The 21,455-nt window shown below is 57.8% G+C and carries 22 protein-coding genes; 14 read left to right on the forward strand and 8 right to left on the reverse strand.

Annotated features, from left to right (window positions below; translation table 11 throughout):
* Positions 1-60 precede the first annotated feature (60 nt).
* Positions 61-933: a MurR/RpiR family transcriptional regulator gene (locus tag GF111_RS24355; protein WP_038877144.1), complete on the reverse strand. Its 873-nt coding sequence runs from the start codon at positions 931-933 to the stop codon at positions 61-63.
* A 448-nt stretch (positions 934-1,381) separates the two neighbouring features.
* Here GF111_RS24355 and zwf point away from each other — a divergent pair, with 448 nt between their 5' ends.
* From zwf to mdtI, 4 genes are all read left to right on the forward strand, one after another.
* Positions 1,382-2,857 carry a glucose-6-phosphate dehydrogenase gene (gene zwf / locus GF111_RS24360; protein WP_019452799.1) on the forward strand — a complete coding sequence of 492 codons (1,476 nt, stop codon included), beginning with the start codon at positions 1,382-1,384 and terminating at the stop codon, positions 2,855-2,857.
* A gap of 154 nt (positions 2,858-3,011) precedes the next feature.
* On the forward strand, positions 3,012-3,653 hold the full coding sequence (locus tag GF111_RS24365; protein WP_038877147.1) for a bifunctional 4-hydroxy-2-oxoglutarate aldolase/2-dehydro-3-deoxy-phosphogluconate aldolase: 642 nt from the start codon (positions 3,012-3,014) through the stop codon (positions 3,651-3,653).
* Positions 3,654-4,205: 552 nt separating this feature from the next.
* Entirely contained in the window at positions 4,206-4,574 is a 369-nt protein-coding gene (gene mdtJ / locus GF111_RS24370; protein WP_004932327.1) for a multidrug/spermidine efflux SMR transporter subunit MdtJ, read from the forward strand.
* Positions 4,561-4,890: a multidrug/spermidine efflux SMR transporter subunit MdtI gene (mdtI, locus tag GF111_RS24375; protein WP_016927446.1), complete on the forward strand. Its 330-nt coding sequence runs from the start codon at positions 4,561-4,563 to the stop codon at positions 4,888-4,890. Before mdtJ ends, mdtI begins: the two co-directional genes overlap by 14 nt.
* Before the next feature lie 62 nt (positions 4,891-4,952).
* On the opposite strand, the gene GF111_RS24380 is transcribed toward mdtI, so the two are convergent.
* The gene (locus GF111_RS24380; RefSeq protein WP_015378124.1) at positions 4,953-5,297 is read right to left on the reverse strand and encodes a RidA family protein; all 345 of its coding nucleotides are present in this window, start codon (positions 5,295-5,297) and stop codon (positions 4,953-4,955) included.
* 133 nt (positions 5,298-5,430) lie between these two features.
* Here GF111_RS24380 and GF111_RS24385 point away from each other — a divergent pair, with 133 nt between their 5' ends.
* The 5 genes from GF111_RS24385 (at position 5,431) to rnd (ending at position 11,920) form a co-directional block, all read left to right on the forward strand.
* Positions 5,431-7,347, forward strand: coding sequence for an ATP-dependent DNA helicase (locus GF111_RS24385; RefSeq protein WP_080491268.1), 1,917 nt, complete (start codon positions 5,431-5,433; stop codon positions 7,345-7,347).
* Between the two features lie 79 nt (positions 7,348-7,426).
* Positions 7,427-8,128: a tRNA (adenosine(37)-N6)-threonylcarbamoyltransferase complex dimerization subunit type 1 TsaB gene (gene tsaB / locus GF111_RS24390; protein WP_038877152.1), complete on the forward strand. Its 702-nt coding sequence runs from the start codon at positions 7,427-7,429 to the stop codon at positions 8,126-8,128.
* A gap of 100 nt (positions 8,129-8,228) precedes the next feature.
* Positions 8,229-8,819, forward strand: coding sequence for a Slp family lipoprotein (locus GF111_RS24395; RefSeq protein ID WP_038877154.1), 591 nt, complete (start codon positions 8,229-8,231; stop codon positions 8,817-8,819).
* 209 nt (positions 8,820-9,028) lie between these two features.
* Entirely contained in the window at positions 9,029-10,717 is a 1,689-nt protein-coding gene (gene fadD / locus GF111_RS24400; RefSeq protein ID WP_038877156.1) for a long-chain-fatty-acid--CoA ligase FadD, read from the forward strand.
* Between the two features lie 81 nt (positions 10,718-10,798).
* A complete protein-coding gene (rnd, locus tag GF111_RS24405; RefSeq protein WP_038877158.1) occupies positions 10,799-11,920 on the forward strand; it encodes a ribonuclease D in 1,122 nt (373 codons plus the stop codon).
* A 237-nt stretch (positions 11,921-12,157) separates the two neighbouring features.
* Here rnd and minE read toward each other — a convergent pair whose 3' ends face one another.
* Genes minE through minC form a run of 3 tightly spaced genes read right to left on the reverse strand, consistent with a single transcriptional unit; the run spans position 12,158 to position 13,964 of the window.
* Positions 12,158-12,427: a cell division topological specificity factor MinE gene (gene minE / locus GF111_RS24410; protein ID WP_004932303.1), complete on the reverse strand. Its 270-nt coding sequence runs from the start codon at positions 12,425-12,427 to the stop codon at positions 12,158-12,160.
* A 3-nt stretch (positions 12,428-12,430) separates the two neighbouring features.
* Positions 12,431-13,243 carry a septum site-determining protein MinD gene (gene minD / locus GF111_RS24415; protein WP_016927452.1) on the reverse strand — a complete coding sequence of 271 codons (813 nt, stop codon included), beginning with the start codon at positions 13,241-13,243 and terminating at the stop codon, positions 12,431-12,433.
* A gap of 25 nt (positions 13,244-13,268) precedes the next feature.
* Positions 13,269-13,964 (reverse strand): septum site-determining protein MinC, encoded by a 696-nt coding sequence (minC, locus tag GF111_RS24420; protein WP_038877161.1) that lies wholly within the window; start codon positions 13,962-13,964, stop codon positions 13,269-13,271.
* A gap of 136 nt (positions 13,965-14,100) precedes the next feature.
* Between minC and GF111_RS24425 the strand changes: the two genes are divergently transcribed.
* From GF111_RS24425 to GF111_RS24440, 4 genes are all read left to right on the forward strand, one after another.
* Entirely contained in the window at positions 14,101-14,373 is a 273-nt protein-coding gene (locus GF111_RS24425) for a YcgL domain-containing protein (protein ID WP_004932294.1), read from the forward strand.
* Positions 14,374-14,401: 28 nt separating this feature from the next.
* The gene (locus GF111_RS24430; protein ID WP_047730534.1) at positions 14,402-15,424 is read left to right on the forward strand and encodes a lytic transglycosylase domain-containing protein; all 1,023 of its coding nucleotides are present in this window, start codon (positions 14,402-14,404) and stop codon (positions 15,422-15,424) included.
* Between the two features lie 58 nt (positions 15,425-15,482).
* Positions 15,483-16,139, forward strand: a complete 657-nt coding sequence (locus tag GF111_RS24435; protein ID WP_004932286.1) for a fumarylacetoacetate hydrolase family protein — start codon at positions 15,483-15,485, stop codon at positions 16,137-16,139.
* A gap of 121 nt (positions 16,140-16,260) precedes the next feature.
* Complete coding sequence (locus tag GF111_RS24440) at positions 16,261-16,707, forward strand: YcgN family cysteine cluster protein (RefSeq protein ID WP_025159803.1); 447 nt, start codon at positions 16,261-16,263, stop codon at positions 16,705-16,707.
* 104 nt (positions 16,708-16,811) lie between these two features.
* Here the strand turns inward: GF111_RS24440 and GF111_RS24445 are convergent, their stop codons facing one another.
* From GF111_RS24445 to nhaB, 3 genes are all read right to left on the reverse strand, one after another.
* Complete coding sequence (locus GF111_RS24445; RefSeq protein ID WP_224217771.1) at positions 16,812-17,414, reverse strand: aspartyl/asparaginyl beta-hydroxylase domain-containing protein; 603 nt, start codon at positions 17,412-17,414, stop codon at positions 16,812-16,814.
* An 837-nt stretch (positions 17,415-18,251) separates the two neighbouring features.
* The gene (gene dsbB / locus GF111_RS24450; RefSeq protein WP_033643335.1) at positions 18,252-18,782 is read right to left on the reverse strand and encodes a disulfide bond formation protein DsbB; all 531 of its coding nucleotides are present in this window, start codon (positions 18,780-18,782) and stop codon (positions 18,252-18,254) included.
* A 120-nt stretch (positions 18,783-18,902) separates the two neighbouring features.
* Positions 18,903-20,468, reverse strand: a complete 1,566-nt coding sequence (nhaB, locus tag GF111_RS24455) for a sodium/proton antiporter NhaB (RefSeq protein WP_147190347.1) — start codon at positions 20,466-20,468, stop codon at positions 18,903-18,905.
* Positions 20,469-20,711: 243 nt separating this feature from the next.
* On the opposite strand from nhaB, the gene fadR reads away from it, so the two are divergent.
* On the forward strand, positions 20,712-21,431 hold the full coding sequence (gene fadR, locus GF111_RS24460) for a fatty acid metabolism transcriptional regulator FadR (RefSeq protein ID WP_025303107.1): 720 nt from the start codon (positions 20,712-20,714) through the stop codon (positions 21,429-21,431).
* The last annotated feature ends 24 nt before the right edge of the window (positions 21,432-21,455 follow it).

Consider the following 21,455-nt stretch of genomic DNA (forward strand, 5'->3'; position numbering starts at 1 on the left):
GTACAGCCTCTGATGCCGTCATTCAAATGTCTGTTGAACGGCGATTTTTTCTTCGTCAGGTCACGAGTCAAAACTGTTGGGAATGACCACCCCTTTATCAAAGCGCGATTCTTTGAGCGCTTCTTTGACCCGCTTCAAGTTATCTCTGAATTTAGCCCCTCTGCGCAAGGTAAATCCGGTGGCGAGTACGTCAATGAGCGTTAATTGCGCGATCCGCGACACCATCGGCATGTAAACGTCGGTGTCTTCGGGCACATCGAGCAGCAAAGGGAGGGTCGCCGCCTGAGCGAGCGGGGTGTCGCGCGAGGTGATAGCCAATACCGTGGCGTCGTTTTCTCGCGCCAGGTGAGCCATCTCCACCAGATTCTTGGTGCGGCCGGTGTGTGAGATCAACACCACCACGTCCCCTTCGCCGGAGTTCATGCAGCTCATGCGTTGCATAACGATGTCATCGAAGTAGACCACCGGGATATTGAAGCGGAAAAATTTGTTCATCGCGTCGTGCGCCACCGCCGCGGAGGCGCCCAGGCCGAAGAAAGAGATCTTTTTTGCCTGGGTGAGCAGGTCAACCGCACGATTGATTGCGGCAATATCCAAATTTGCCTTTACTGTATCCAGGCTGGCCATGACCGATTCGAAGATCTTGCTGGTATAGGAATCGACGCTGTCGTCTTCCTCAACGTTACGGTTTACGTAGGGCGTGCCGTTAGCCAGGCTTTGGGCGAGGTGCAGTTTGAAATCGGGAAAGCCTTTGGTATCAAGGCGGCGGCAAAAGCGGTTGACGGTAGGTTCGCTGACGTCGGCCATGCGCGCCAGCGTGGCAATGCTGGAGTGAATGGCGGTCTGTGGGGAGGCCAGGATCACCTCGGCGACTTTCCTTTCAGATTTGCTCAGGAGTTCCAGATGGCTCTGGATTTTGTCCAGCGTATTCATATAACGAGAGTCACTCATGGTTTTATCCCTGTGGCTTTCAAGCAACAGCGCCGAATTTCGCCCGTGTTCGCCGCGCACGCAGACGCCAAACGAGCGGCTGTAACCTGGAATCGATAGGGTATGTCGATTTCAAACAAAGGAGAAATCAATGCCGGTTTAGTGAAAATATACTACGTGCTGGTAACCGTTGGCAGTCTCGACAGGGCGTATGCAGGCTTTTTTCACCAGAATATGACCTGTGTCTAACTTTCATAATGGTAACAGAGCGTCAAAAAAGACGAAAAATTACAGTTTTGCCCGCCTGTGCGGGCTCTGGCGTGCATTGGCGCTACCGCTGGAATCTTGAGGTCTTTTTTCCTGCTTCTGCACCGGGTTTGCTGGCCGTAGTCAAACAGAGTACATTAGTAATGTAAGAAAATTACAAATATCCTGCAACGAGGAGATGAACATGGCGGTAACCTCTACAGCCCAGGCGTGTGACCTGGTTATTTTCGGCGCGAAAGGTGATTTGGCGCGCCGTAAGCTGCTGCCTTCCCTGTACCAGTTAGAGAAAGCCGGACACATCCACCCGGATACGCGGATCATCGGCGTCGGCCGCGCGGAGTGGGATAAAAAAGCGTATACCGAAGTGGTCAAGGAAGCGCTTGGCACCTTCATGAAAGAAAAGTTGGATGATGAACTCTGGGCCACGCTGAGCGCACGCCTGGACTTCTGCAATCTGGACGTCAACGACAGCAAGAACTTTACCAAACTGGGTAAAATGCTGGATCAGAAACACCGTACCACCATCAACTACTTCGCCATGCCGCCAAGCACCTTCGGCGCCATCTGCAAAGGGTTGGGCGAAGCCAAGCTGAACCATGAGCCGGCGCGCGTGGTAATGGAAAAACCGTTGGGCACCGATCTGGCGTCCTCCCGCGTGATCAACGATCAGGTAGCGGAGTATTTCAACGAATCCCAGGTTTACCGTATCGACCACTATCTCGGCAAAGAGACGGTGCTGAACCTGTTGGCGCTGCGTTTCGCCAACTCGCTGTTCGCATCCAACTGGGATAACCGCACCATCGATTCGGTGCAGATCACCGTGGCGGAAGAGGTGGGCATCGAAGGGCGTTGGGGTTACTTCGACCAGGCCGGCCAGATGCGCGACATGATCCAGAACCACCTGCTGCAGATCCTGACCATGATCGCCATGTCGCCGCCGGCGGATCTGACCACCGACCGTATCCGCGACGAAAAGGTGAAGGTGTTGCGCTCGCTGCGCCGTATCGATCAGACCAATGTACGGGAAACCACCGTGCGCGGTCAGTACACCGCCGGTTTCGTCCAGGGCAAGAAAGTGCCGGGTTATCTGGAAGAGGAAGGGGCGAACAAGAGCAGCAGCACCGAAACCTTCGTCTCCATCCGCGTGGATATCGACAACTGGCAATGGGCCGGGGTGCCGTTCTACCTGCGTACCGGTAAACGTCTGCCGACCAAATGCTCTGAAGTGGTGGTGTACTTCAAAAACCCGCCGCTTAACTTGTTCAGCGATTCTTACCAGCAGCTGCCGCAGAACAAGCTGACCATCCGCCTGCAGCCGGACGAAGGCATCGAAATTCAGGTGCTGAACAAGGTGCCGGGGCTGGATCACAAGCACCGTCTGCAGACCACCAAGCTGGACCTGAGCTTCTCGGAAACCTTCAACCAGGAGCACGTGGCGGACGCCTACGAGCGCCTGCTGCTGGAGACCATGCGCGGCATTCAGGCGCTGTTCGTGCGCCGCGATGAAGTGGAAGAAGCCTGGAAGTGGGTCGACTCCATCATGGACGCATGGAAAGCCGACAACGAGGCGCCGAAGCCTTATCAGGCGGGCACCTGGGGGCCGGTGGCCTCGGTGGCGATGATCACCCGCGACGGCCGTTCCTGGAACGAGTTCGAGTAATGCGCAATGCCGGCAGCCTGTCTGCCGGCTTTTTTTTGCCTGCGATCTGCGCGTGGGCCACATCACTTACGGTACGGCCGGACGTCCGCGCATTTGCGCGGAGCCCTGTGGCAGGGGCGTGCCATTGTTAACCGCGAGTAATGGAGAAATAACGATGAAAAACTGGAAAACCAGCGCCGAGCAGATCCTGACGGCAGGGCCGGTGGTGCCTGTTATCGTGATCAACAAGCTGGAGCAGGCGGTGCCGCTGGCGAAAGCGCTGGTTGCCGGCGGCGTGCGGGTACTGGAGGTGACGCTGCGCACCGCCTGCGGGCTGGAGGCTATCCGCGCTATTGCCAACGAGGTGCCGGAGGCCATCATCGGCGCCGGTACGGTGATCAATCCGCAGCAGCTGCGGGAGGTGACCGAGGCGGGGGCGCAGTTCGCCATCAGCCCGGGGCTGACCGAAGCCTTGCTGCAGGCGGCGACGGTGGGGCCTATCCCGCTGATCCCGGGCATCAGCACCGTTTCCGAGCTGATGCAAGGTATGGATCACGGCCTGCGCGAATTCAAATTCTTCCCGGCGGAAGCCAACGGCGGCGTGAAGGCGCTGCAGGCGATCGGCGGCCCGTTCCCGCAGGTGCGTTTTTGCCCGACCGGCGGCATTACGCCGAGCAACTACCGCGATTATTTGGCGCTGAAAAGCGTGCTTTGCATCGGCGGTTCCTGGCTGGTGCCGGCGGATGCGCTCGAAAGCGGCGACTATGCGCGCATCACTGAACTGGCGCGCAGCGCCGTCAGCGGGGCTGCGTTGTAACCCGCACCGCGCCTGGGGTTGGCGCTTATTTGCGCACCCGCGAATGTCGCAAGGCTCAACGCTTCGTTGAGCCTTTTTTAATTTTTATCGAGATTAACTTTCTTATTTTTAACCCGTTTTTTTCTGCTTTTTTATGAAAACGGCAGTTTGCTTTCTCATTTTGGCTGTGGTAAAAATATCTCAGTCGAAAATTTTACTTTTATGAGGATATTGGGCAAATCGCACGGTGTGCGGCTGATAATAGAGAACTATTATGATGACTATTAACGGAACCACCCTCAGAACCTCTACTTGCCAACTCTTCCTGTCTGCGATCCTTGCCAGTGAGCATCACTGGTGCAGCGAGCTATAGCGTCTTTCTCCCTTAACCGGTGCAGGTGGCGGGCTTAGGCCTTCACGCTACCGTTCAGCCGGGCAAACATTCTTTTTGCGTTTGGGTCAGTTTATCCCCAGGGATCTCTGCGTCTTGCGCGCCGCAATACGGCCGTTCGACGAGATAAATCGGGATAAATATGCCTTGGCGCGCGTAATTCGCCGTTTGGGAGAAAAATTATGATTTATTGGATCTTTTTAGGTTTGGCCATCATGACCGAAATCATCGGCACCTTGTCGATGAAATACGCCAGCGTCAATGGCGGCATGATCGGGCACATCGTGATGTACGTGATGATCACCGCTTCTTATGTGTTGCTGTCGGTGGCGGTAAAACGCGTGGCGCTGGGCGTGGCCTATGCGCTGTGGGAAGGCATCGGCATTCTGTTCATTACCCTGTTCAGCGTGCTGTGGTTCGACGAGCCGATCTCGGCGCTGAAGGTGTTGGGCCTGGCGACGCTGATCGCCGGCATCATGCTGGTGAAATCCGGCACCCGCAAAGAGCGAAAACAGGTCAGCCCGCGAGGTGACAACCATGCAACAGTTTGAGTTGTACCACATTGGGTTCCTGGGACTGGCGATCGTGCTGGAAATCATCGCCAACATCTTCCTGAAGATGTCGGACGGCTTCCGCAAAATTTGGCTGGGGCTGTTGTCGCTGCTGTCGGTACTCGGCGCGTTCAGCGCCCTGGCGCAGGCGGTGAAGGGCATCGATCTGTCGATCGCTTATGCGCTGTGGGGCGGTTTCGGTATCGCCGCCACCATCGCCGCAGGCTGGATCATGTTCGGCCAGCGGTTGAACGCCAAAGGCTGGATTGGCCTGGCGCTGCTGCTGACGGGGATGGTGATCCTCAAACTGTCCTGATAGCCGGCAATAAAAAAACCGCAGGCGTTGCCGTCTGCGGTTTTTTTCGTCTGCGCTCAGGCTTACAGCGCGGCGATGATTTTGATTTCCACCTTGTACTTCGGATTCATCAGCTGCGCCTGCACCGTGCAGCGCACCGGCGCGCTGCCGGCGACCACCCAGGCGTCCCAGGCGGCGTTCATCGCGGCGAAGTCGGCGGTGTTGGCCAGGAAGATGGTGGCATCCAGAATGCGGCTTTTGTCCGAACCGACGCGCGCCAGCAGCACGTCGATGGCGGCGAGGGCGTTGGCGGTCTGCGCGGTCGCGTCGTCGTCCAGGTTTTCCGGCACGCTGGTGTAGTAAACGGTCTCGTTGTGCACCACGGCTTCGGACCAGCGCTGATCGGGATCAATTCTTTCGATATTCATTTGCTTATCTCCATATCATAGTCGCGCTAAGGGTAGCACAGCCGGTCATGAAAATGCGCGGCGATAAAGTGGGTGGTAGCCGGGCGGCAGGCTTGGCATAATCACCGCTGAATGACACCGGCAGAGAGACAGCGTGACAGACGATTTTGCAACAGACGGCGCATTGGCGCAGGCTATCAAGGGATTCAAACCGCGTGAGCCGCAGCGGCAGATGGCGCAAGCCGTTACCGAGGCGATCAATTTCAAGCAGGAGCTGGTGGTCGAAGCCGGCACCGGCACCGGCAAAACCTTCGCTTATCTGGCGCCGGCGCTGCGCGCCGATCGTAAAGTGATCATCTCGACCGGTTCGAAAGCGTTGCAGGATCAGCTGTATGCGCGCGATCTGCCTACCGTTGCCAAGGCCTTGAAGTACAAAGGCAAGCTGGCGCTGCTGAAGGGGCGCTCCAACTACCTGTGTCTGGAACGGCTGGAGCAGCAGTCGATGGCCGGCGGCGAACTGGCGGGGCAGACGCTGATCGATCTGGTGCAGCTGCGCAAGTGGTCGTCGCAGACCAAAGAGGGCGACATCAGCACCTGCAGCGAAGTGGCGGAAGACAGCTTCGTCTGGCCATTGGTGACCAGCACCAATGACAACTGCCTGGGCAGCGACTGCCCGCTGTATCAGGATTGCTTCGTGGTCAAGGCGCGTCGCCGCGCGATGGATGCGGATGTGGTGGTGGTGAACCATCACCTGTTCCTGGCGGATATGGTGGTGAAAGAGGGCGGTTTCGCCGAGCTGATCCCGGAAGCCGAGGTGATGATTTTCGACGAGGCGCACCAAATCCCCGACATCGCCAGCCAGTATTTCGGCCAGCAGCTCACCAGCCGCCAACTGTTGGATCTGGCGAAGGACATCACCATCGCCTACCGCACCGAGGTGCGCGACACCGCTCAACTGCAAAAAAGCGCCGACCGTCTCAGCCTGAGCACGCAAGATTTTCGCCTGAATCTGGGCGAGCCGGGTTTTCGCGGCAATCTGCGCGACGTGCTCGGCGAACCCAACGTGCAGCGCGCTCTGTTGCTGCTCGATGACGCGCTGGAGCTGTGTTATGACGTGATGAAGCTGTCGCTGGGGCGTTCGGCGCTGCTGGACGCCGCCTTTGAACGCGCCACGCTGTACCGCGCGCGGCTCAAGCGGCTGAAGGCGGTGACGGAGCCGGGCTACAGCTATTGGTATGAATGCAATTCGCGCCACTTCGTGCTGGCGCTGACGCCGCTGACGGTGGCCGATCGGTTCCGCGAAATGCTGGACGACAAGCCGGGCAGCTGGATCTTTACCTCGGCCACGCTGTCGGTCAATGACCAGTTGGGTCATTTCACCGAACGGCTGGGGCTGACCAAGGCCAAAACGCTGCTGTTGCCGAGCCCGTTCGACTATGCCAAACAGGCGTTGCTGTGCGTGCCGCGCTTTTTGCCTTCGCCGAATCAGCCCGGCGGGGCCCGCCAGCTGGCGCGCATGCTGCGGCCATTAATCGAAGCCAACAACGGCCGCTGCTTCTTTTTATGCACCTCGCACCAGATGATGCGCGAGTTGGCGGAAGAGTTCCGCGCCACGATGACGCTGCCGGTGCTGTTGCAAGGGGAAACCAGCAAAGGGCAGCTGCTCGCGCAGTTCGTCGCCGCCGGTAACGCGCTGCTGGTGGCGACCAGCAGCTTCTGGGAAGGGGTGGACGTGCGCGGCGACGCGCTGTCCTGCGTCATCATCGATAAACTGCCGTTTACTTCACCGGACGATCCGCTGCTGAAGGCGCGCATTGAGGATTGCCGCCTGCGCGGCGGTGACCCGTTCAATGACGTGCAGTTGCCGGATGCGGTCATCACCCTGAAACAGGGCGTCGGCCGCTTGATCCGCGACACTGACGACCGCGGCGTGCTGGTGATTTGCGATAACCGTCTGGTGATGCGGCCTTATGGCGAGGTGTTCCTCAATAGCCTGCCGCCGACGCCGCGCACCCGCGATCTGAAGCAGGCCATCGCCTTCCTGCAGGCCGCCGATGCGTCGGCCACGTGAAAGATGAAGGGCTTACGGGGCTGTGCTACAATGCGCGCCCTGTATGAAAAACCCAGTTTTATTCCCGCCAGAGGTTGGCATGTCCACGCGAATTTTAGCGATCGATACCGCGACGGAAGCCTGTTCCGTCGCCGTCTGGAATCAAGGCGAAATCCACGCCCTGTTTGAGCTGTGCCCACGCGAGCATACGCAACGAATTTTACCTATGGTGCAGCAGGTGCTGGCGGAATCCGGTCTGGCGCTCAACCAGCTCGACGCGCTGGCCTTCGGTCGCGGCCCCGGCAGCTTTACCGGGGTGCGCATCGGCATCGGCATCGCTCAGGGCCTGGCGCTGGGCGCCGATCTGCCGATGATTGGCGTTTCCACGCTGCAAACCATGGCGCAGGGCGCCTGGCGCGTCAGCGGCGCGGCGCGCGTGCTGGCGGCGATCGATGCGCGTATGGGGGAAGTCTACTGGGGGCAGTTCGAACGCCAGGTGGACGGCAGCTGGTTGGCAAGCGAAGGCGAAGCCGTGCTGTCGCCGGCGCAGGCGCTGGAGCGTGCGCAGCGCCTGCAGGGCGAATGGGCCCACGTCGGCACCGGCTGGCAAACCTATCCCGACCTGGTCAACGGTTCAACCCTGAGCGTACGCGACGGCCAAATGCTGTTGCCGCAGGCGCAAGACATGCTGCCGCTGGCGCTGCACGCCTGGCAACAGGGGTTGGCGGTGGCGGTGGAAAACGCCGAGCCCACCTATCTGCGCAATGAAGTGACCTGGAAAAAACTGCCGGGCCGCGAGTAAGCGCGGCGTATTGTGCTGTTGTTGAGGCCGGGCGACGAAAGCCTGCAACTTGAACGATGAAACGCGGTCAAAGTTACAGGCATTTCAGGAGATTGCGACCATGTTAATCCGCACTGCAAGTAAAAAGCTGTCGCTGCTGGCCGTCGCCTGCGGCGCGCTGGTTCTGACCGGGTGCGTCACCGTACCGGATGCGATCAAAGGCACCAGCCCCTCGCCGGTGACTCAGCTTTCCTCGGTACAAAATGCACCGAACCTGTTTACCGGCGCGGAAGCCCGCTTCGGCGGCACCGTGGTCAACGTCGCCAATGAGCAAGGGCGCACGGTGCTGGAGATTGCGGCGGTGCCGCTCGACAGCGGTGCACGGCCGATACTGGGCGAACCGTCGCGCGGCCGCTTGCTGGCCACGGTAAACGGCTTCCTCGAACCGGTTGATTTCAAAGGCCAGTTGGTGACCGTCGTCGGCCCTATTACCGGGCTGAAAGAGGGGCGGATCGGCATGACGCCGTATCGCTTCGTGACGATGAACGTGACCGGTTTCAAACGCTGGCATCTGGTGCAGCAGGTGGTGATGCCGCCGGCGCCGATGGGCCCTTGGGGCTGGCGCGGTGGCCCGTGGGGGCCCGGTTGGGGGGCAGGCTATGGCTGGTATAACCCTGGCCCGGCACAGGTGCAAACCATCGTAACCGAGTAGCATACGCTTGATGTGAACAAATTTGACAGGGCGGCTCAGGCCGCCTTTTTGTTTTTTGGGATAAGGAATATCCGACAATTAGTGACGTACATCGCAACCTGAATAATGTTTAAAACCCAAACTGGTCTGCTGAGTTAAAATATTGTTATGGTTAGGCTGCGAGTTTGAGGGCTGCGATGATAATTAGTAATGATTTCAGGAGTAATACCTTGGATAAGGTCTGGTTAAAACGGTATCCGGCAGATGTGCCCGCAGAGATTGATGCCGATCGCTATTCGTCGTTGATCGAAATGTTTGAGCATGCCGTGCAACGCTATGCCGATCAGCCTGCCTTTATCAACATGGGCGAGGTGATGACCTTCCGCAAACTGGAAGAACGCAGCCGGGCTTTCGCGGCTTACCTGCAAAATGAACTGGGCCTGAAGAAGGGCGACCGCGTCGCGCTGATGATGCCAAACCTGTTGCAATACCCCATCGCGCTGTTCGGCATTCTGCGCGCCGGCATGGTGGTGGTCAACGTCAACCCGCTGTATACCCCGCGCGAGCTGGAGCACCAGTTGAACGACAGCGGTGCCAGCGCCATCGTCATCGTCTCCAACTTTGCCCATACGCTGGAAAAAGTGGTGTTCAACACCCCGATCAAACACGTGATCCTGACGCGCATGGGCGATCAGCTTTCGGCCGCCAAAGGCACGCTGGTCAACTTCGTGGTCAAGTACGTTAAGCGCCTGGTACCGAAATACAACCTGCCGGACGCCATTTCATTCCGCAGCGCGCTGCAGCGCGGCCGGCGTCTGCAATATGTGAAACCGGACATCATTAATGCCGATCTGGCCTTCCTGCAATACACCGGCGGCACCACCGGGGTGGCAAAGGGCGCGATGTTGACGCACCGCAACATGCAGGCCAACCTCGAGCAGGCCAAAGCCGCCTATTTGCCGCTGTTCCGCGAAGGGCAGGAACTGGTGGTGACGGCGTTGCCGCTGTATCACATTTTCGCGCTGACGGTGAACTGCCTGCTGTTTATCGACCTGGGCGGGCGCAATTTGCTGATCACTAATCCGCGCGATATTCCGGGGCTGGTGAAGGAACTCGGCAAATATCCGTTCACCGTCATGAGCGGGGTCAATACCTTGTTCAACGCGTTGCTGAACAACGAGGATTTCCACAAGCTCGATTTCTCTACGCTGCGTTTCTCGGTCGGCGGCGGGATGTCGGTGCAAAAAGCGGTGGCCGAGAAGTGGGAGCAAACCACCGGCAAACACCTGCTGGAAGGCTATGGCCTGACGGAGTGCGCGCCGCTGGTGGCCGGTAACCCTTACGATCTGAAACACTACAGCGGCAGCATCGGTTTGCCGGTGCCGTCGACGGACATTCGGCTGGTTGACGACAACGGTCACGATGTGCCGTCGGGCGAACCCGGCGAACTGTGGGTCAAAGGGCCGCAAGTTATGTTAGGCTATTGGCAGCGCCCGGATGCCACCGACGAAGTGCTGAAAGACGGCTGGCTGGCGACCGGTGATGTGGTGACCGTAGACGATCAGGGGTTTGTGCGCATCGTCGACCGTAAGAAAGACATGATCCTGGTCTCCGGTTTCAACGTTTACCCGAACGAAATCGAGGACGTGGTCAGCCAGCATCCGAAGGTGCTTGAATGTGCGGCGATCGGTGTGCCCAGCGAAGTCTCCGGCGAAACGGTGAAGATCTGCGTGGTGAAGAAAGACGCCTCGCTGACCAAGGAAGAGCTGTTGACCCATTGCCGTCGCCACCTGACCGGGTATAAAGTGCCTAAAATTGTTGAGTTCCGCGATGAACTGCCGAAGTCGAACGTCGGCAAGATTTTGCGGCGAGAACTGCGTGATGAGCAAAAAACACCAAAACCGGCCGATGCCGCCTAGGTGTCGCTCTCGCGCCTGACTATCAACAACGCCGGTGAATGCCGGCGTTGTTGTGTTTGAATCCTACAAGAGAATGATGTTTTGAATTATCAGTTGATCACTACCGATGCCGGATTGCAGCAGGTCTGCGAGCAGGCGAGAAAGCATGCCCAGATTGCGCTGGACACCGAGTTTGTCAGAACGCGCACCTACTATCCGCAGCTGGGCCTGATCCAGCTCTACGACGGTGAACAACTCTCCCTCATAGATCCTCTGCCGATCAAGCAATGGCAGCCGTTTGTCGACCTGCTGGCCGACACCGCCGTGGTGAAGTTCCTGCATGCCGGCAGTGAAGATCTCGAAGTGTTTCTCAACGCCTTTAAAACGCTGCCGACGCCGATGGTCGATACCCAGATCCTGGCGGCCTTTACCGGCCGGCCGCTCTCCTGTGGCTTCGCGACGCTGGTGGCGGAGTACATGAAGGTTGAGCTCGACAAGAGCGAGTCGCGCACCGACTGGCTGGCGCGTCCGCTGACCGAAAGGCAGTGTGTGTACGCGGCTGCCGACGTGTTCTATCTGCTACCGATGGCCAAACAGCTGGTGCAGGAGACGGAAGAGGCCGGTTGGACCGCGGCGGCCAATAACGAGTGTCTGCTGCTGTGCCAGCGCCGTAGCGAGACGCTGGCGCCGGCATTGGCCTACCGTGAAATCAGCAACGCCTGGCAGCTGCGCCCGCGTCAGCTCGGTTGTCTGCAGAAGTTGGCGGAATGGCGGCTGCGCCAGGCGCGCGAGCGCGATCTGGCGGTGAACTTCGTGGTGCGTGAGGAAAACCTGTGGCAGGTGGCGCGCTATATGCCGTCTTCGCTGGGAGAACTGGATTCGCTGGGCCTGAGCGGGCCGGAGATCCGTTATCACGGTAAAACGCTGCTGGCGCTGGTGGCGGAAGCCGAAGCGCTGGAAGAATCCGAGTTGCCGGCGCCGTTGGCTAACCTTATCGATCAGCCGGGCTACAAGAAGGTGTTCAAAGACATCAAGGCGGCGATTGCTGCCGTCAGCGAGCAAAGCGGGTTGAGCAGCGAATTGCTGGCATCCCGTCGCCAAATTAACCAATTGCTGAACTGGCATTGGAAACTGAAGGACGGCGAAAGTCGCCCTGAATTAATCAGCGGCTGGCGCGGCGATCTATTAATGGCACCGCTGCAGGACATCCTGAAAGATTATTAAACGCTGATTATCACCAGGGCAGGGTAGGGAAACTCTGCTCGGGTGAATATAGGCAGGAAATAATGCGTTGAAGGTAAATCTGGCCAGAATTTACTTTAAACGAGGCGGCGGCAAAGTTAATTGGGAATTGTCCCAAAGGGAAAAATCGCTTTTTTGCTGCCGATAAAGCTTAATAACTGGATGCACATACAGTTACCCCCTGCACAAAATATACAGGGGGTAATTAATGCGTCGCAATCATTTAGCAGCTTCTTCCGATTCCGGTAATGTCACGTTAAGTTCAAGTACCGAAATATCGTCCCCTTTCTGCTCGAATTGCACGTGCAGCATTTCAGGATCGATCTGAATGTATTTGCAAATAACCGCCAGAATATCGCGTTTCAGATCAGGCAGATACGGGGGCTCACTGTCCCCGCGACGACGCTCTGCGACGATAATCTGCAGCCGTTCCTTGGCTATATTGGCTGTCTGTTTTTTGCGGGACAGAAAGAAGTCTAATAAGGCCATGGTTTATCCCCCAAAAAGGCGTTTCAGGAAACCCTTTTTCTCTTCTTCAATGAAGCGGAATGGGCGTTCTTCCCCCAACAAGCGGCAAACGGTATCGTCGTACGCCTTACCGGCGTCTGACTCGGCATCCAGAATGACAGGCTCACCCTGGTTGGAAGCGCGCAGCACGGACTGGTCTTCCGGAATCACACCCACCAGTGGAATGCGCAGGATTTCCAGCACGTCTTCCATGCTCAGCATGTCGCCACGGCTGACGCGGCCCGGGTTGTAACGGGTCAACAGCAGGTGTTCCTTGATTGGCGATTCGCCTTTCTCGGCGCGGCGTGACTTGGAAGAGAGGATACCCAGGATACGGTCGGAGTCGCGTACCGAAGACACTTCCGGGTTGGTGGTGATGATAGCTTCGTCGGCGAAGTACAGCGCCATCAGCGCACCGGTTTCGATACCGGCCGGTGAATCGCACACCACGAAGTCAAAATCCATCTCGCCGAGATCGTTGAGAATTTTTTCAACGCCTTCGCGGGTCAACGCGTCTTTGTCGCGCGTCTGCGAAGCAGGCAGGATATAGAGGTTTTCAGTGCGTTTGTCTTTGATCAACGCCTGATTCAGCGTGGCATCGCCCTGAATCACGTTCACGAAATCATACACTACCCGACGTTCGCAGCCCATGATCAGGTCAAGATTACGCAGGCCGATATCGAAATCGATCACGACGGTTTTCTTGCCTTTCTGGGCCAGGCCGGTAGCGATGGCCGCGCTCGAAGTGGTCTTGCCAACGCCCCCTTTACCCGATGTAACAACAATAATGCGTGCCATGAAATGGATTCCTTGTCAAAAGGGCTTAGTTTAAAGGTTGTATGGTTAAAGCGTTATCCAACAGGCTGAGTCGTACGGCCTGCCCGACGTAATCGGACGGGATTTGGTCGCTCAACCAGTACTGCCCTGCGATAGAGACTAGCTCAGCCGCCAGGTGGGTGCAAAAAATCTGACATTGCGTGTCGCCTGACGCGCCTGCCAGTGCGCGACCGCGCATCATGCCGTAGACATGAATGTTGCCGTCGGCAATCAATTCGGCGCCGGCGCTGACGCTGTTGGTCACGATAAGATCGCAGTTGCGGGCGTAAATCTGTTGGCCGGAACGGACAGGCGTGCTGATGATACGCGTTTTGGCGGGGGCGTTATCCGCCACCACGGGCGCAGGCGCAGGCTCCGGCGCCGCCATCTTTTGGCCTTTGCCTTCGCTCAGCAGCGGCAGCCCGGCACGGGCTATCGCGCGCTTTTGACGCTCATCTCTGCAACCGCTGATACCCACAACGCGCAGACCTGCTGCCGCGACAGCCTGTTGAAGTTCTTTCCAGTTCGCATCGCCATCCAGCGTTGCGACGTTGATAACAACAGGGGCGTTTTTCAGAAAAGCGGGCGCTTGCTCAACTTTCTCCTGTAACGCCTGACGTATTACCTCAGGCTGCGAATTATGCAAATGAACAACCGATAGGGTAAAACTGCTGCCTTTTAGCTCAATTGGCGATTGTGACATCTATCCTGACTCAGTCTCAGCAACTTTAAATCCCCGGAATACCACTCGGGGTGCGATATTCCGATGTACTATAAGCATGTTATAGTCAGAGTTATATCCAGGCAAGACGCTCCCTCAATTAAATAGAGTTAAAAAAATGCTTTGTGTGATCTATAGAAGCCCGAAACGCGATCAAACTTATCTTTATGTCGAAAAAAAAGACGATTTCTCTCGTGTGCCGGAAGAGCTGATGAAAAGTTTCGGTGTGCCGCAATTCGCCATGATGCTTTCGCTCGATGAGCGCAAGAAATTGGCCTCGGCGGATATCGAAAAGGTGAAGCAGGCGTTGAAAGACGAAGGCTATTACCTGCAGTTCCCGCCGCCGGTAGAAAACTTGCTCAATCAGCATCTGGCGGGCGACAAAGCCTGAGACGGCGGCTATGGCCAGGGGAGGCGCGATGACACGTTCGGCGAGAAGAACCGTATTGGCCGCCTGGCTGGCGCTGGGCGGTGTGCTGATACCGGGCGCGCCGCAGGCGGCACAGGAGGCGACGCTGGCGGCGAGCGGCCGGGATCCGGCGCAGTTCCCGGCGTATGTCGAGCAACTCAAGCGCCAGGCGCGGGAGCAGGGCATCAGCCAGAGCACCCTTGACCGTGCTTTTGCGCAAATACATTTCGTCGATCGGGTGATCAAGGCCGATCGCAATCAGCCGGAGCAGAAGGTCACCCTGGATGACTACCTGCGGCGTGTGATGTCGCCCGCCAAGGTACGCCAGGGGCGCGAACTGTACCGGCAGCGCCAGGCGCAATGGACGCGCGCCAGCGAGCGCTATCGGGTGCCGGGGCGCTATATCATCGCGCTGTGGGGCATGGAAAGCGCCTACGGTAAGATTCAGGGGCGGGAAGACGTGGTGTCTGCGCTGGCGACGCTGGCGTTTGAAGGGCGCCGCGAGGCCTTTTTCAGTCAGGAGCTGATGGCGGCGTTGCAGATAGTCGAGCAGGGGCACGTCGGCGATACGCCGCTGAAAGGCTCCTGGGCAGGCGCAATGGGGCAATGCCAGTTTATGCCGAGCTCCTTCTTGCGCTACGCGGCGGACGGCGACGGTGACGGGCGCATCGATATCTGGAACAACATTGATGATGTCTTCGCGTCTACGGCCCGTTATTTGTCCAAAGAGGGCTGGCAGGCCGGCATCGGCTGGGGGCGCGAGGTCAAATTGCCCGCCGGTTTCAATCGGGCCGAGCTGGGGTTGAAAGACGCGCAGGCGCGCAGCGTCAATGCCTGGCAACAACGCGGGGTGCGTCGTGCGGATGGCAGTGCGTTGCCGCATGCCGTTCAGCGCGGTTGGATCATCGCGCCGGATGACCTGCAGGGGCGGACGTTCCTGGTCTATGATAATTTTCGCACCCTCATGCACTGGAATCGCTCTTACTATTTCGCCCTCGCCGTGGGTATGATGGCGGACGCGATCGGGCATTGATCCGGCCCACCAATAATCGGCTTGGCGCGCCAAGCCTCTACAGTTTGGGAGAAGCGGTATGTATCAACATAGAGACTGGCAGGGTTCGCTGCTCGATTTCCCGGTGAACAAGGTGGTCTGCGTCGGCAGCAACTACGCCGATCACATCAAGGAAATGGGCAGCGCGGTTTCCGTCGAGCCGGTAGTGTTTATCAAACCGGAAACGGCGCTGTGCGATATTCGCCAGCCGGTGGCCATCCCGAAAGAGTTCGGTGCGGTGCATCATGAGGTGGAGCTGGCGGTACTGATCGGCACGCCGTTGAAACAGGCCAACGAAGACCGCGTTGCGCGGGCGATCGCCGGCTACGGTGTGGCGCTCGATCTGACGCTGCGCGATCTGCAGGCGGGCTTTAAAAAAGCCGGTCAGCCTTGGGAAAAGGCCAAGGCCTTCGACGGTTCCTGCCCGATGTCGGGGTTTATCCCGGTGGCGGAATTCGGCGATCCGCAAAATGCCGAGCTGTCGCTGACCGTTAACGATCAACTGCGCCAGCAGGGCAATACGCGTGACATGATCACGCCGATCCTGCCGCTTATCAGCTACATGAGCCGTTTCTTCACGCTGCGCGCCGGCGACATCATCCTGACCGGCACGCCGCAGGGCGTGGGCCCGATGGCCTCCGGCGACATGCTTAAAATCAGCCTGAACGGCAAAACGCTCAGCACCCGCGTGATCTGATCTCTCTTGCCGCCGGCGCCGTCGGCGGCAAAGCTTGCATCTTGTGGTTAAAATGTCTATATAGTCCCCCCTCTAACCTGTGCGCAGGTGACTTATCCATTTACCGAAACCGGACGCTAACATGTCACAACTCGCTTTTTGGCAACAGAAAACGCTGGCGGAAATGTCAGAACAAGAGTGGGAATCGCTGTGCGACGGGTGCGGGCAATGCTGTTTGAATAAGCTGATCGACGAAGATACCGACGAGATTTATTTTACCAACGTAGCCTGCAACCAGCTCAACATCAAATCCTGCCAATGCCGTAACTATGAGCGGCGCTTCGAGCTGGAAGAGGACTGCATCAAACTGACGCGCGAGAACCTCACGACCTTCGATTGGTTGCCGCCGACCTGCGCCTATCGCCTGATCGGTGAAGGCAAACCGCTGTTCCCTTGGCATCCGCTGCTGAGTGGCTCCAAGGCGGCGATGCACGGCGAGCGCATCACGGTGCGGCATATCGCGGTGCGCGAGAGCGAAGTCGTGGACTGGCAGGATCATATCCTCAACAAGCCGGACTGGGCCAGGTAACGTCACCCCTTGGGCAGCAAGAGGGCGGCGTATTCAGACATTCCGTCCTCTGCGCTATCTAGCGCGCTACCGTCGGGCGTGGGGGTTATGGCATAACCGCCACTTCACGCTTTTTTATCGCGGCGATGCCAGTTAGCCAGATTTTTCAGCGGCTGCTTCACATACGGGCTGGCTTTGATCAGGCTGAACAGCAGTTTATTCACCGCCGTACCCACCTTGTCCATCGGCCGGTCGATATCGATAAACAGCACCGCACGCAGCTCGTCGGTGTCGTTGCGGACCTCGTGCTCGTAGGAATCATCAAACAGAATCACCTTGCCCTCATCCCAGTGCAGGATCTGATCGTCAACGCGGATCCACAGCCTTTCCCGATCCTTTGGCACGATCAACCCTAGGTGCGCACGCACCACGGCACGGGTCGGGCCCTTGTGGGGCACGATGTGATAGTGCGGTTTAAGGATCGAAAACATCGCGGTGCGCATGCCGGGGATCTCGCTGACCGCCTGTGCGGTGTGCGGGCAAATGGCGCAGTTCTCATCAACCCGCTGCCCGTAGACAAACAGCCCGAAGGTTTTCCAGTTATCCCCTTTAGAGATGCGTTTCTGATCCGGAGATATTTGGTGGAACGCGGGAATATCTTCCGGATGCTCCAGCAGCCGATCCAACTCCGCCCGAATTGCCGGCCAATGGGCTTCCAGCGTTGCCACCCAGTTAAATTCATGATTACCGATCTGCGGCGTAGTCGAGATTAGCGAATGACGGGTCTGAAACTGGCCGCTCCAGCGCAGGAATCTTTTCCCGGCTTAAGCAGCAGGCGGCGCAGGAGGGGGCGCTGAGATGCAGGGGGCAATGCGGTATCCGGCATAGAATTGTGTCCTTGGTGTCATTGACGTTATGCAGTCAGGCAGAGACAGGGCCTGGCTCACCGAAAGAAAGGGTGAAAATCACAACGTCATTCAGCATAAGGAAAGCATCGCGAATGATTTTAATCATTAGTGCGCGAACGGTGAGCGGGGCTTGGGATAAAGGGGAATATTCGCCAATCAGATGAGGGAGGAAGGAAAAAAGCCCCTGCAAAGATGAGGGGCAAGACACACAACAACACCAGGGAAATCGGTAATACTCACTTTGCCGATACTATAAGGATTTTATGGGCAAACTTCACCAAAATATTGTGCTCTGAATGTGACAAAGACGCAGTGGTTCATAAGTAACGGTAATTTATTGCTGCTCTAAGGCGGAAAGGAAAGCGCTGCTGCCGCCCGTTGTTGCCCGCCAACATCGCAGAAGTTTAATGTTATGTAAATTACGCGCTTAACCGAGCCGGAATGCTTCTTTTTAAACGATAAGTTGGGTAATTTGGCCGCTCTCCCGCATGTTCGAGAGTATAACAATGAAAATGATCCGTCTGTTTGCCGTGGCTGGAGCGCTGATTGTGCTCGTTTATTTCCTTACGCATACCTGAAATGGGGTTATCTCTGAATTTGACCGCAATACCCTAAAAAAACGGCGCCTTTCGGCGCCGTTTTTTGTTTGTCTGCCGATCAGCGGCCGAACAGGTCGCGGCGACGTGGGCGAACAAATTGTGCGATCAGCACAATCAGCGCCACCAGCAGATAGGCGCCGAAGATGCCGACCAGCCACTGTGGCATTTCCAGCGTCAGGAACTGCCATTGGCGCACGGAGCAGTCGCCGGAAGCGTGGAACACCGCCGGCAGCCATTTGTCCAGCGGCAGCCACGAAGGGAAGCTGACGAAGAAATCGCAGGTATTGAACGGCGAAGGGTGCAACTGGATCATGGTGTGCTTCCACGCCAGCTGTACGCCTTCCCAGGCGCTGTAGATCCACAGCAAGATCGCCACATAGCGCAGTGGGGTTTTCGGCGCGATGGCACCCACCAGCGAGGCGCCGAGGATGCCGAACAGCGCGCAACGCTCGTAAATGCACATGACGCAGGGCTGCAGCAGCATAACGTGCTGGAAATAGAGCGCGACCAGTTCCAACACCAACGCTGTCAGGGCCATCAGCAGCCAGGCGCCGCGTCCTTGTGAACAGCGGTTAAAGAATTGCAACATATCTAGATTCTTCCATGCAGTAAGCAATTGAACCGGCAGTGTAAACCAATTCCTTCTCGCTGCCAGCCACCTGGGCCGGATTCAGCGTAAAAATAGTCGGTTCACCCTGCCGGCGCCGCCTTAGTGGCCGACGGCGTCGATGGGCGGCAGCGCCAGCCAATGCCACTGCGTCAGCAGCTCGGTCGCCGGCTCCAGAGTGAACTGGACGCACAGCAGACCGACCACCGTCAGAACCACCGTATAAGGCAGGGCCATCCACACCATGCGGCCATACGACAGACGCACCAGCGGCGCCAATGCCGACGTCAGCAGGAACAGGAAAGCGGCCTGGCCGTTAGGGGTGGCAACCGAAGGCAGGTTGGTGCCGGTATTGATGGCAACCGCCAGCAGCTCAAACTGCTTCAGCGCGATGGTGCCGGTCTCCAGCGCCGTGCGCGCCTCGTTAATGTAGACCGTGCCGACGAACACGTTGTCGGAAACCGACGACAGCAGACCGTTGAACAGGTAGAACAGCGAAAGCTGAGAGGCGGGGTCGGCGCGCAGCACAAACTGGATCACCGGGCTGAACAGGTGCTGCTCGATGATCACCGCGACCACGGTGAAAAACACCGTCAGCAGGGCGGTGAACGGCAACGCTTCCTGGAACGCTTTGCCGATGGCGTGTTCGTCGTTTACGCCGCACAGGGAAGTGGCGAGGATGATCACCGACAGGCCGATCAGCCCAACTTCCGCCAGATGGAAGGCCAGCGCCAGCACCAGCCAAACGCCGATCAGCGCCTGCATCACCAGCTTGAGGCGTTCTTGCCTGCTGCGGCCGGCGGTGGCTTTGCGATCATACTCTTTCAGCACGTCGCGCACCGCCGCCGGCAACTGCGCGCCATAGCCAAACAGGCGAAAACGCTCTACCAGCCAACAGACCAGCAGACCGCACACCAACACCGGCAGCGTGACCGGCGCCATCCGCAGGAAGAAATCGATAAAGCCCCAGCCCGCGCTTTTGGCGATGATCAGGTTTTGCGGCTCGCCTACCATGGTCATGACCCCGCCGAGCGCGGTGCCGACGCCGGCGTGCATCAGCAGGCTGCGCAGAAAGGCGCGGAATTGTTCCAGCGTCTGCTTGCGCTCTTCACCGGTGAAATCGCTGTCATCGCCGATGTCGCCATCGGGGCGATTCGACGTCACGTTGTGATAGATGGAATAAAAGCCGGTGGCCACGCTAATCACTACCGCCACGACCGTCAGCGCGTCGAGGAAGGCGGAAAGGAAGGCGGCGGCCAGGCAGAACGCCAGCGACAGCAGCGTTTTCGAACGGATGTTGAGCAGCAGCCTGGTGAAGACGAACAGCAGCAGCTGCTTCATAAAGTAGATGCCGGCCACCATAAAGACCAGCAGAAGCAAGACTTCCAGGTTATGTTCGATTTCCTGCGAGACCTGCGCCGGGCTGGTCATGCCGATGGCCACCGCCTCCAGCGCCAGCAGGCCGCCCGGCAGCAGCGGGTAGCATTTCAACGCCATCGCCAGGGTAAAGATGAACTCGACCACCAGCAGCCAACCCGCGACAAACGGGCTGGCGAAGAAGAACACCAAGGGGTTGATCGCCAAGAAAATGAGAATAGTCAGTTTGTACCAGTCGGGAGATTGCCCCAGAAAGTTTTTGAGCAGGGCGCTGCGCAGGGTTGTTTCCATTGTCCTTTATGCATCCTTAAATCAGTCGTAGCACGTACCCTAACAATGCGGCGGGGGCGGGCGCAACCGGAGCTTGTTTTACGGCGGCAAATTTCTGACGGCCGGTGTTTTTGCGCGTTTTTTGCCACTTTATGCACACTTTCGTTTATTGTTTTTCGCTCACGCTATGTCATGTCAGCACGATCTGGTATGATGAGCCGATTACTTTTACTGATTTTATCGTCGCAACGGAACGTCAAACACATGGTCATAAAGGCGCAGAGTCCTGCCGGTTTCGCGGAAGAGTACATTATTGAGAGTATTTGGAATAATCGCTTCCCCCCTGGCTCTATTTTGCCCGCGGAGCGTGAGCTTTCGGAGTTGATTGGCGTCACGCGCACCACGTTACGTGAAGTGTTGCAACGTCTGGCCCGCGATGGCTGGTTGACCATTCAGCATGGCAAACCGACCAAAGTGAACAATTTCTGGGAAACGTCCGGCCTCAATATCCTTGAGACCGTGGCCCGTCTCGATCACAAGAGCGTCCCGCAGCTGATCGACAACCTGCTGTCGGTGCGCACCAATATCGCGTCGATCTTTATTCGCGCCGCGGTGCGCAATCATCCGGAACAGGCCCAGGAAGTGCTGGCGAAGGCCGCCGAGGTAGAAGATCAGGCGGACGCTTTCAATCTGCTCGATTATGAGATCTTCCGCGGCCTGGCGTTTGCTTCCGGCAACCCGATCTACGGCCTGATTTTCAACGGCCTGAAAGGGCTGTACACCCGCGTGGGCCGTTACTACTTCTCCAACCCGGAAGCGCGCAAGCTGGCGCTGACCTTCTACAGCAAGCTGTCCACGCTGTGCCATGAGAAGCTGTACGACCAGGTGATGGATACCGTGCGCAACTACGGTAAAGACAGCGGGGCGATTTGGCAGAGCATGCAGGGCACCATGCCGAGCGATCTGACTGAAGCGCGTCGCTAATCGCGTATTCATGAAATCAGAAAG

Origin of the sequence: Serratia sp. HRI (assembly GCF_010119335.3) — a bacterium.
GTDB classification, from domain to species: Bacteria; Pseudomonadota; Gammaproteobacteria; order Enterobacterales; family Enterobacteriaceae; genus Serratia; species Serratia nevei.

What these genes read in the sequence shown, in the direction of transcription:
- GF111_RS24440 (WP_025159803.1), top strand. Translation starts at nt 16,261, where the DNA reads ATGTCACAACTCGCTTTTTGGCAACAGAAAACGCTGGCGGAAATGTCA.
- dsbB (WP_033643335.1), bottom strand. Translation starts at nt 18,782, where the DNA reads ATGTTGCAATTCTTTAACCGCTGTTCACAAGGACGCGGCGCCTGGCTG.
- fadR (WP_025303107.1), top strand. Translation starts at nt 20,712, where the DNA reads ATGGTCATAAAGGCGCAGAGTCCTGCCGGTTTCGCGGAAGAGTACATT.
- nhaB (WP_147190347.1), bottom strand. Translation starts at nt 20,468, where the DNA reads ATGGAAACAACCCTGCGCAGCGCCCTGCTCAAAAACTTTCTGGGGCAA.
- GF111_RS24425 (WP_004932294.1), top strand. Translation starts at nt 14,101, where the DNA reads ATGCTTTGTGTGATCTATAGAAGCCCGAAACGCGATCAAACTTATCTT.
- GF111_RS24435 (WP_004932286.1), top strand. Translation starts at nt 15,483, where the DNA reads ATGTATCAACATAGAGACTGGCAGGGTTCGCTGCTCGATTTCCCGGTG.
- mdtJ (WP_004932327.1), top strand. Translation starts at nt 4,206, where the DNA reads ATGATTTATTGGATCTTTTTAGGTTTGGCCATCATGACCGAAATCATC.
- minD (WP_016927452.1), bottom strand. Translation starts at nt 13,243, where the DNA reads ATGGCACGCATTATTGTTGTTACATCGGGTAAAGGGGGCGTTGGCAAG.
- zwf (WP_019452799.1), top strand. Translation starts at nt 1,382, where the DNA reads ATGGCGGTAACCTCTACAGCCCAGGCGTGTGACCTGGTTATTTTCGGC.
- GF111_RS24395 (WP_038877154.1), top strand. Translation starts at nt 8,229, where the DNA reads ATGTTAATCCGCACTGCAAGTAAAAAGCTGTCGCTGCTGGCCGTCGCC.
- GF111_RS24380 (WP_015378124.1), bottom strand. Translation starts at nt 5,297, where the DNA reads ATGAATATCGAAAGAATTGATCCCGATCAGCGCTGGTCCGAAGCCGTG.
- GF111_RS24355 (WP_038877144.1), bottom strand. Translation starts at nt 933, where the DNA reads ATGAATACGCTGGACAAAATCCAGAGCCATCTGGAACTCCTGAGCAAA.
- minE (WP_004932303.1), bottom strand. Translation starts at nt 12,427, where the DNA reads ATGGCCTTATTAGACTTCTTTCTGTCCCGCAAAAAACAGACAGCCAAT.
- GF111_RS24430 (WP_047730534.1), top strand. Translation starts at nt 14,402, where the DNA reads ATGACACGTTCGGCGAGAAGAACCGTATTGGCCGCCTGGCTGGCGCTG.
- tsaB (WP_038877152.1), top strand. Translation starts at nt 7,427, where the DNA reads ATGTCCACGCGAATTTTAGCGATCGATACCGCGACGGAAGCCTGTTCC.
- GF111_RS24365 (WP_038877147.1), top strand. Translation starts at nt 3,012, where the DNA reads ATGAAAAACTGGAAAACCAGCGCCGAGCAGATCCTGACGGCAGGGCCG.
- mdtI (WP_016927446.1), top strand. Translation starts at nt 4,561, where the DNA reads ATGCAACAGTTTGAGTTGTACCACATTGGGTTCCTGGGACTGGCGATC.
- minC (WP_038877161.1), bottom strand. Translation starts at nt 13,964, where the DNA reads ATGTCACAATCGCCAATTGAGCTAAAAGGCAGCAGTTTTACCCTATCG.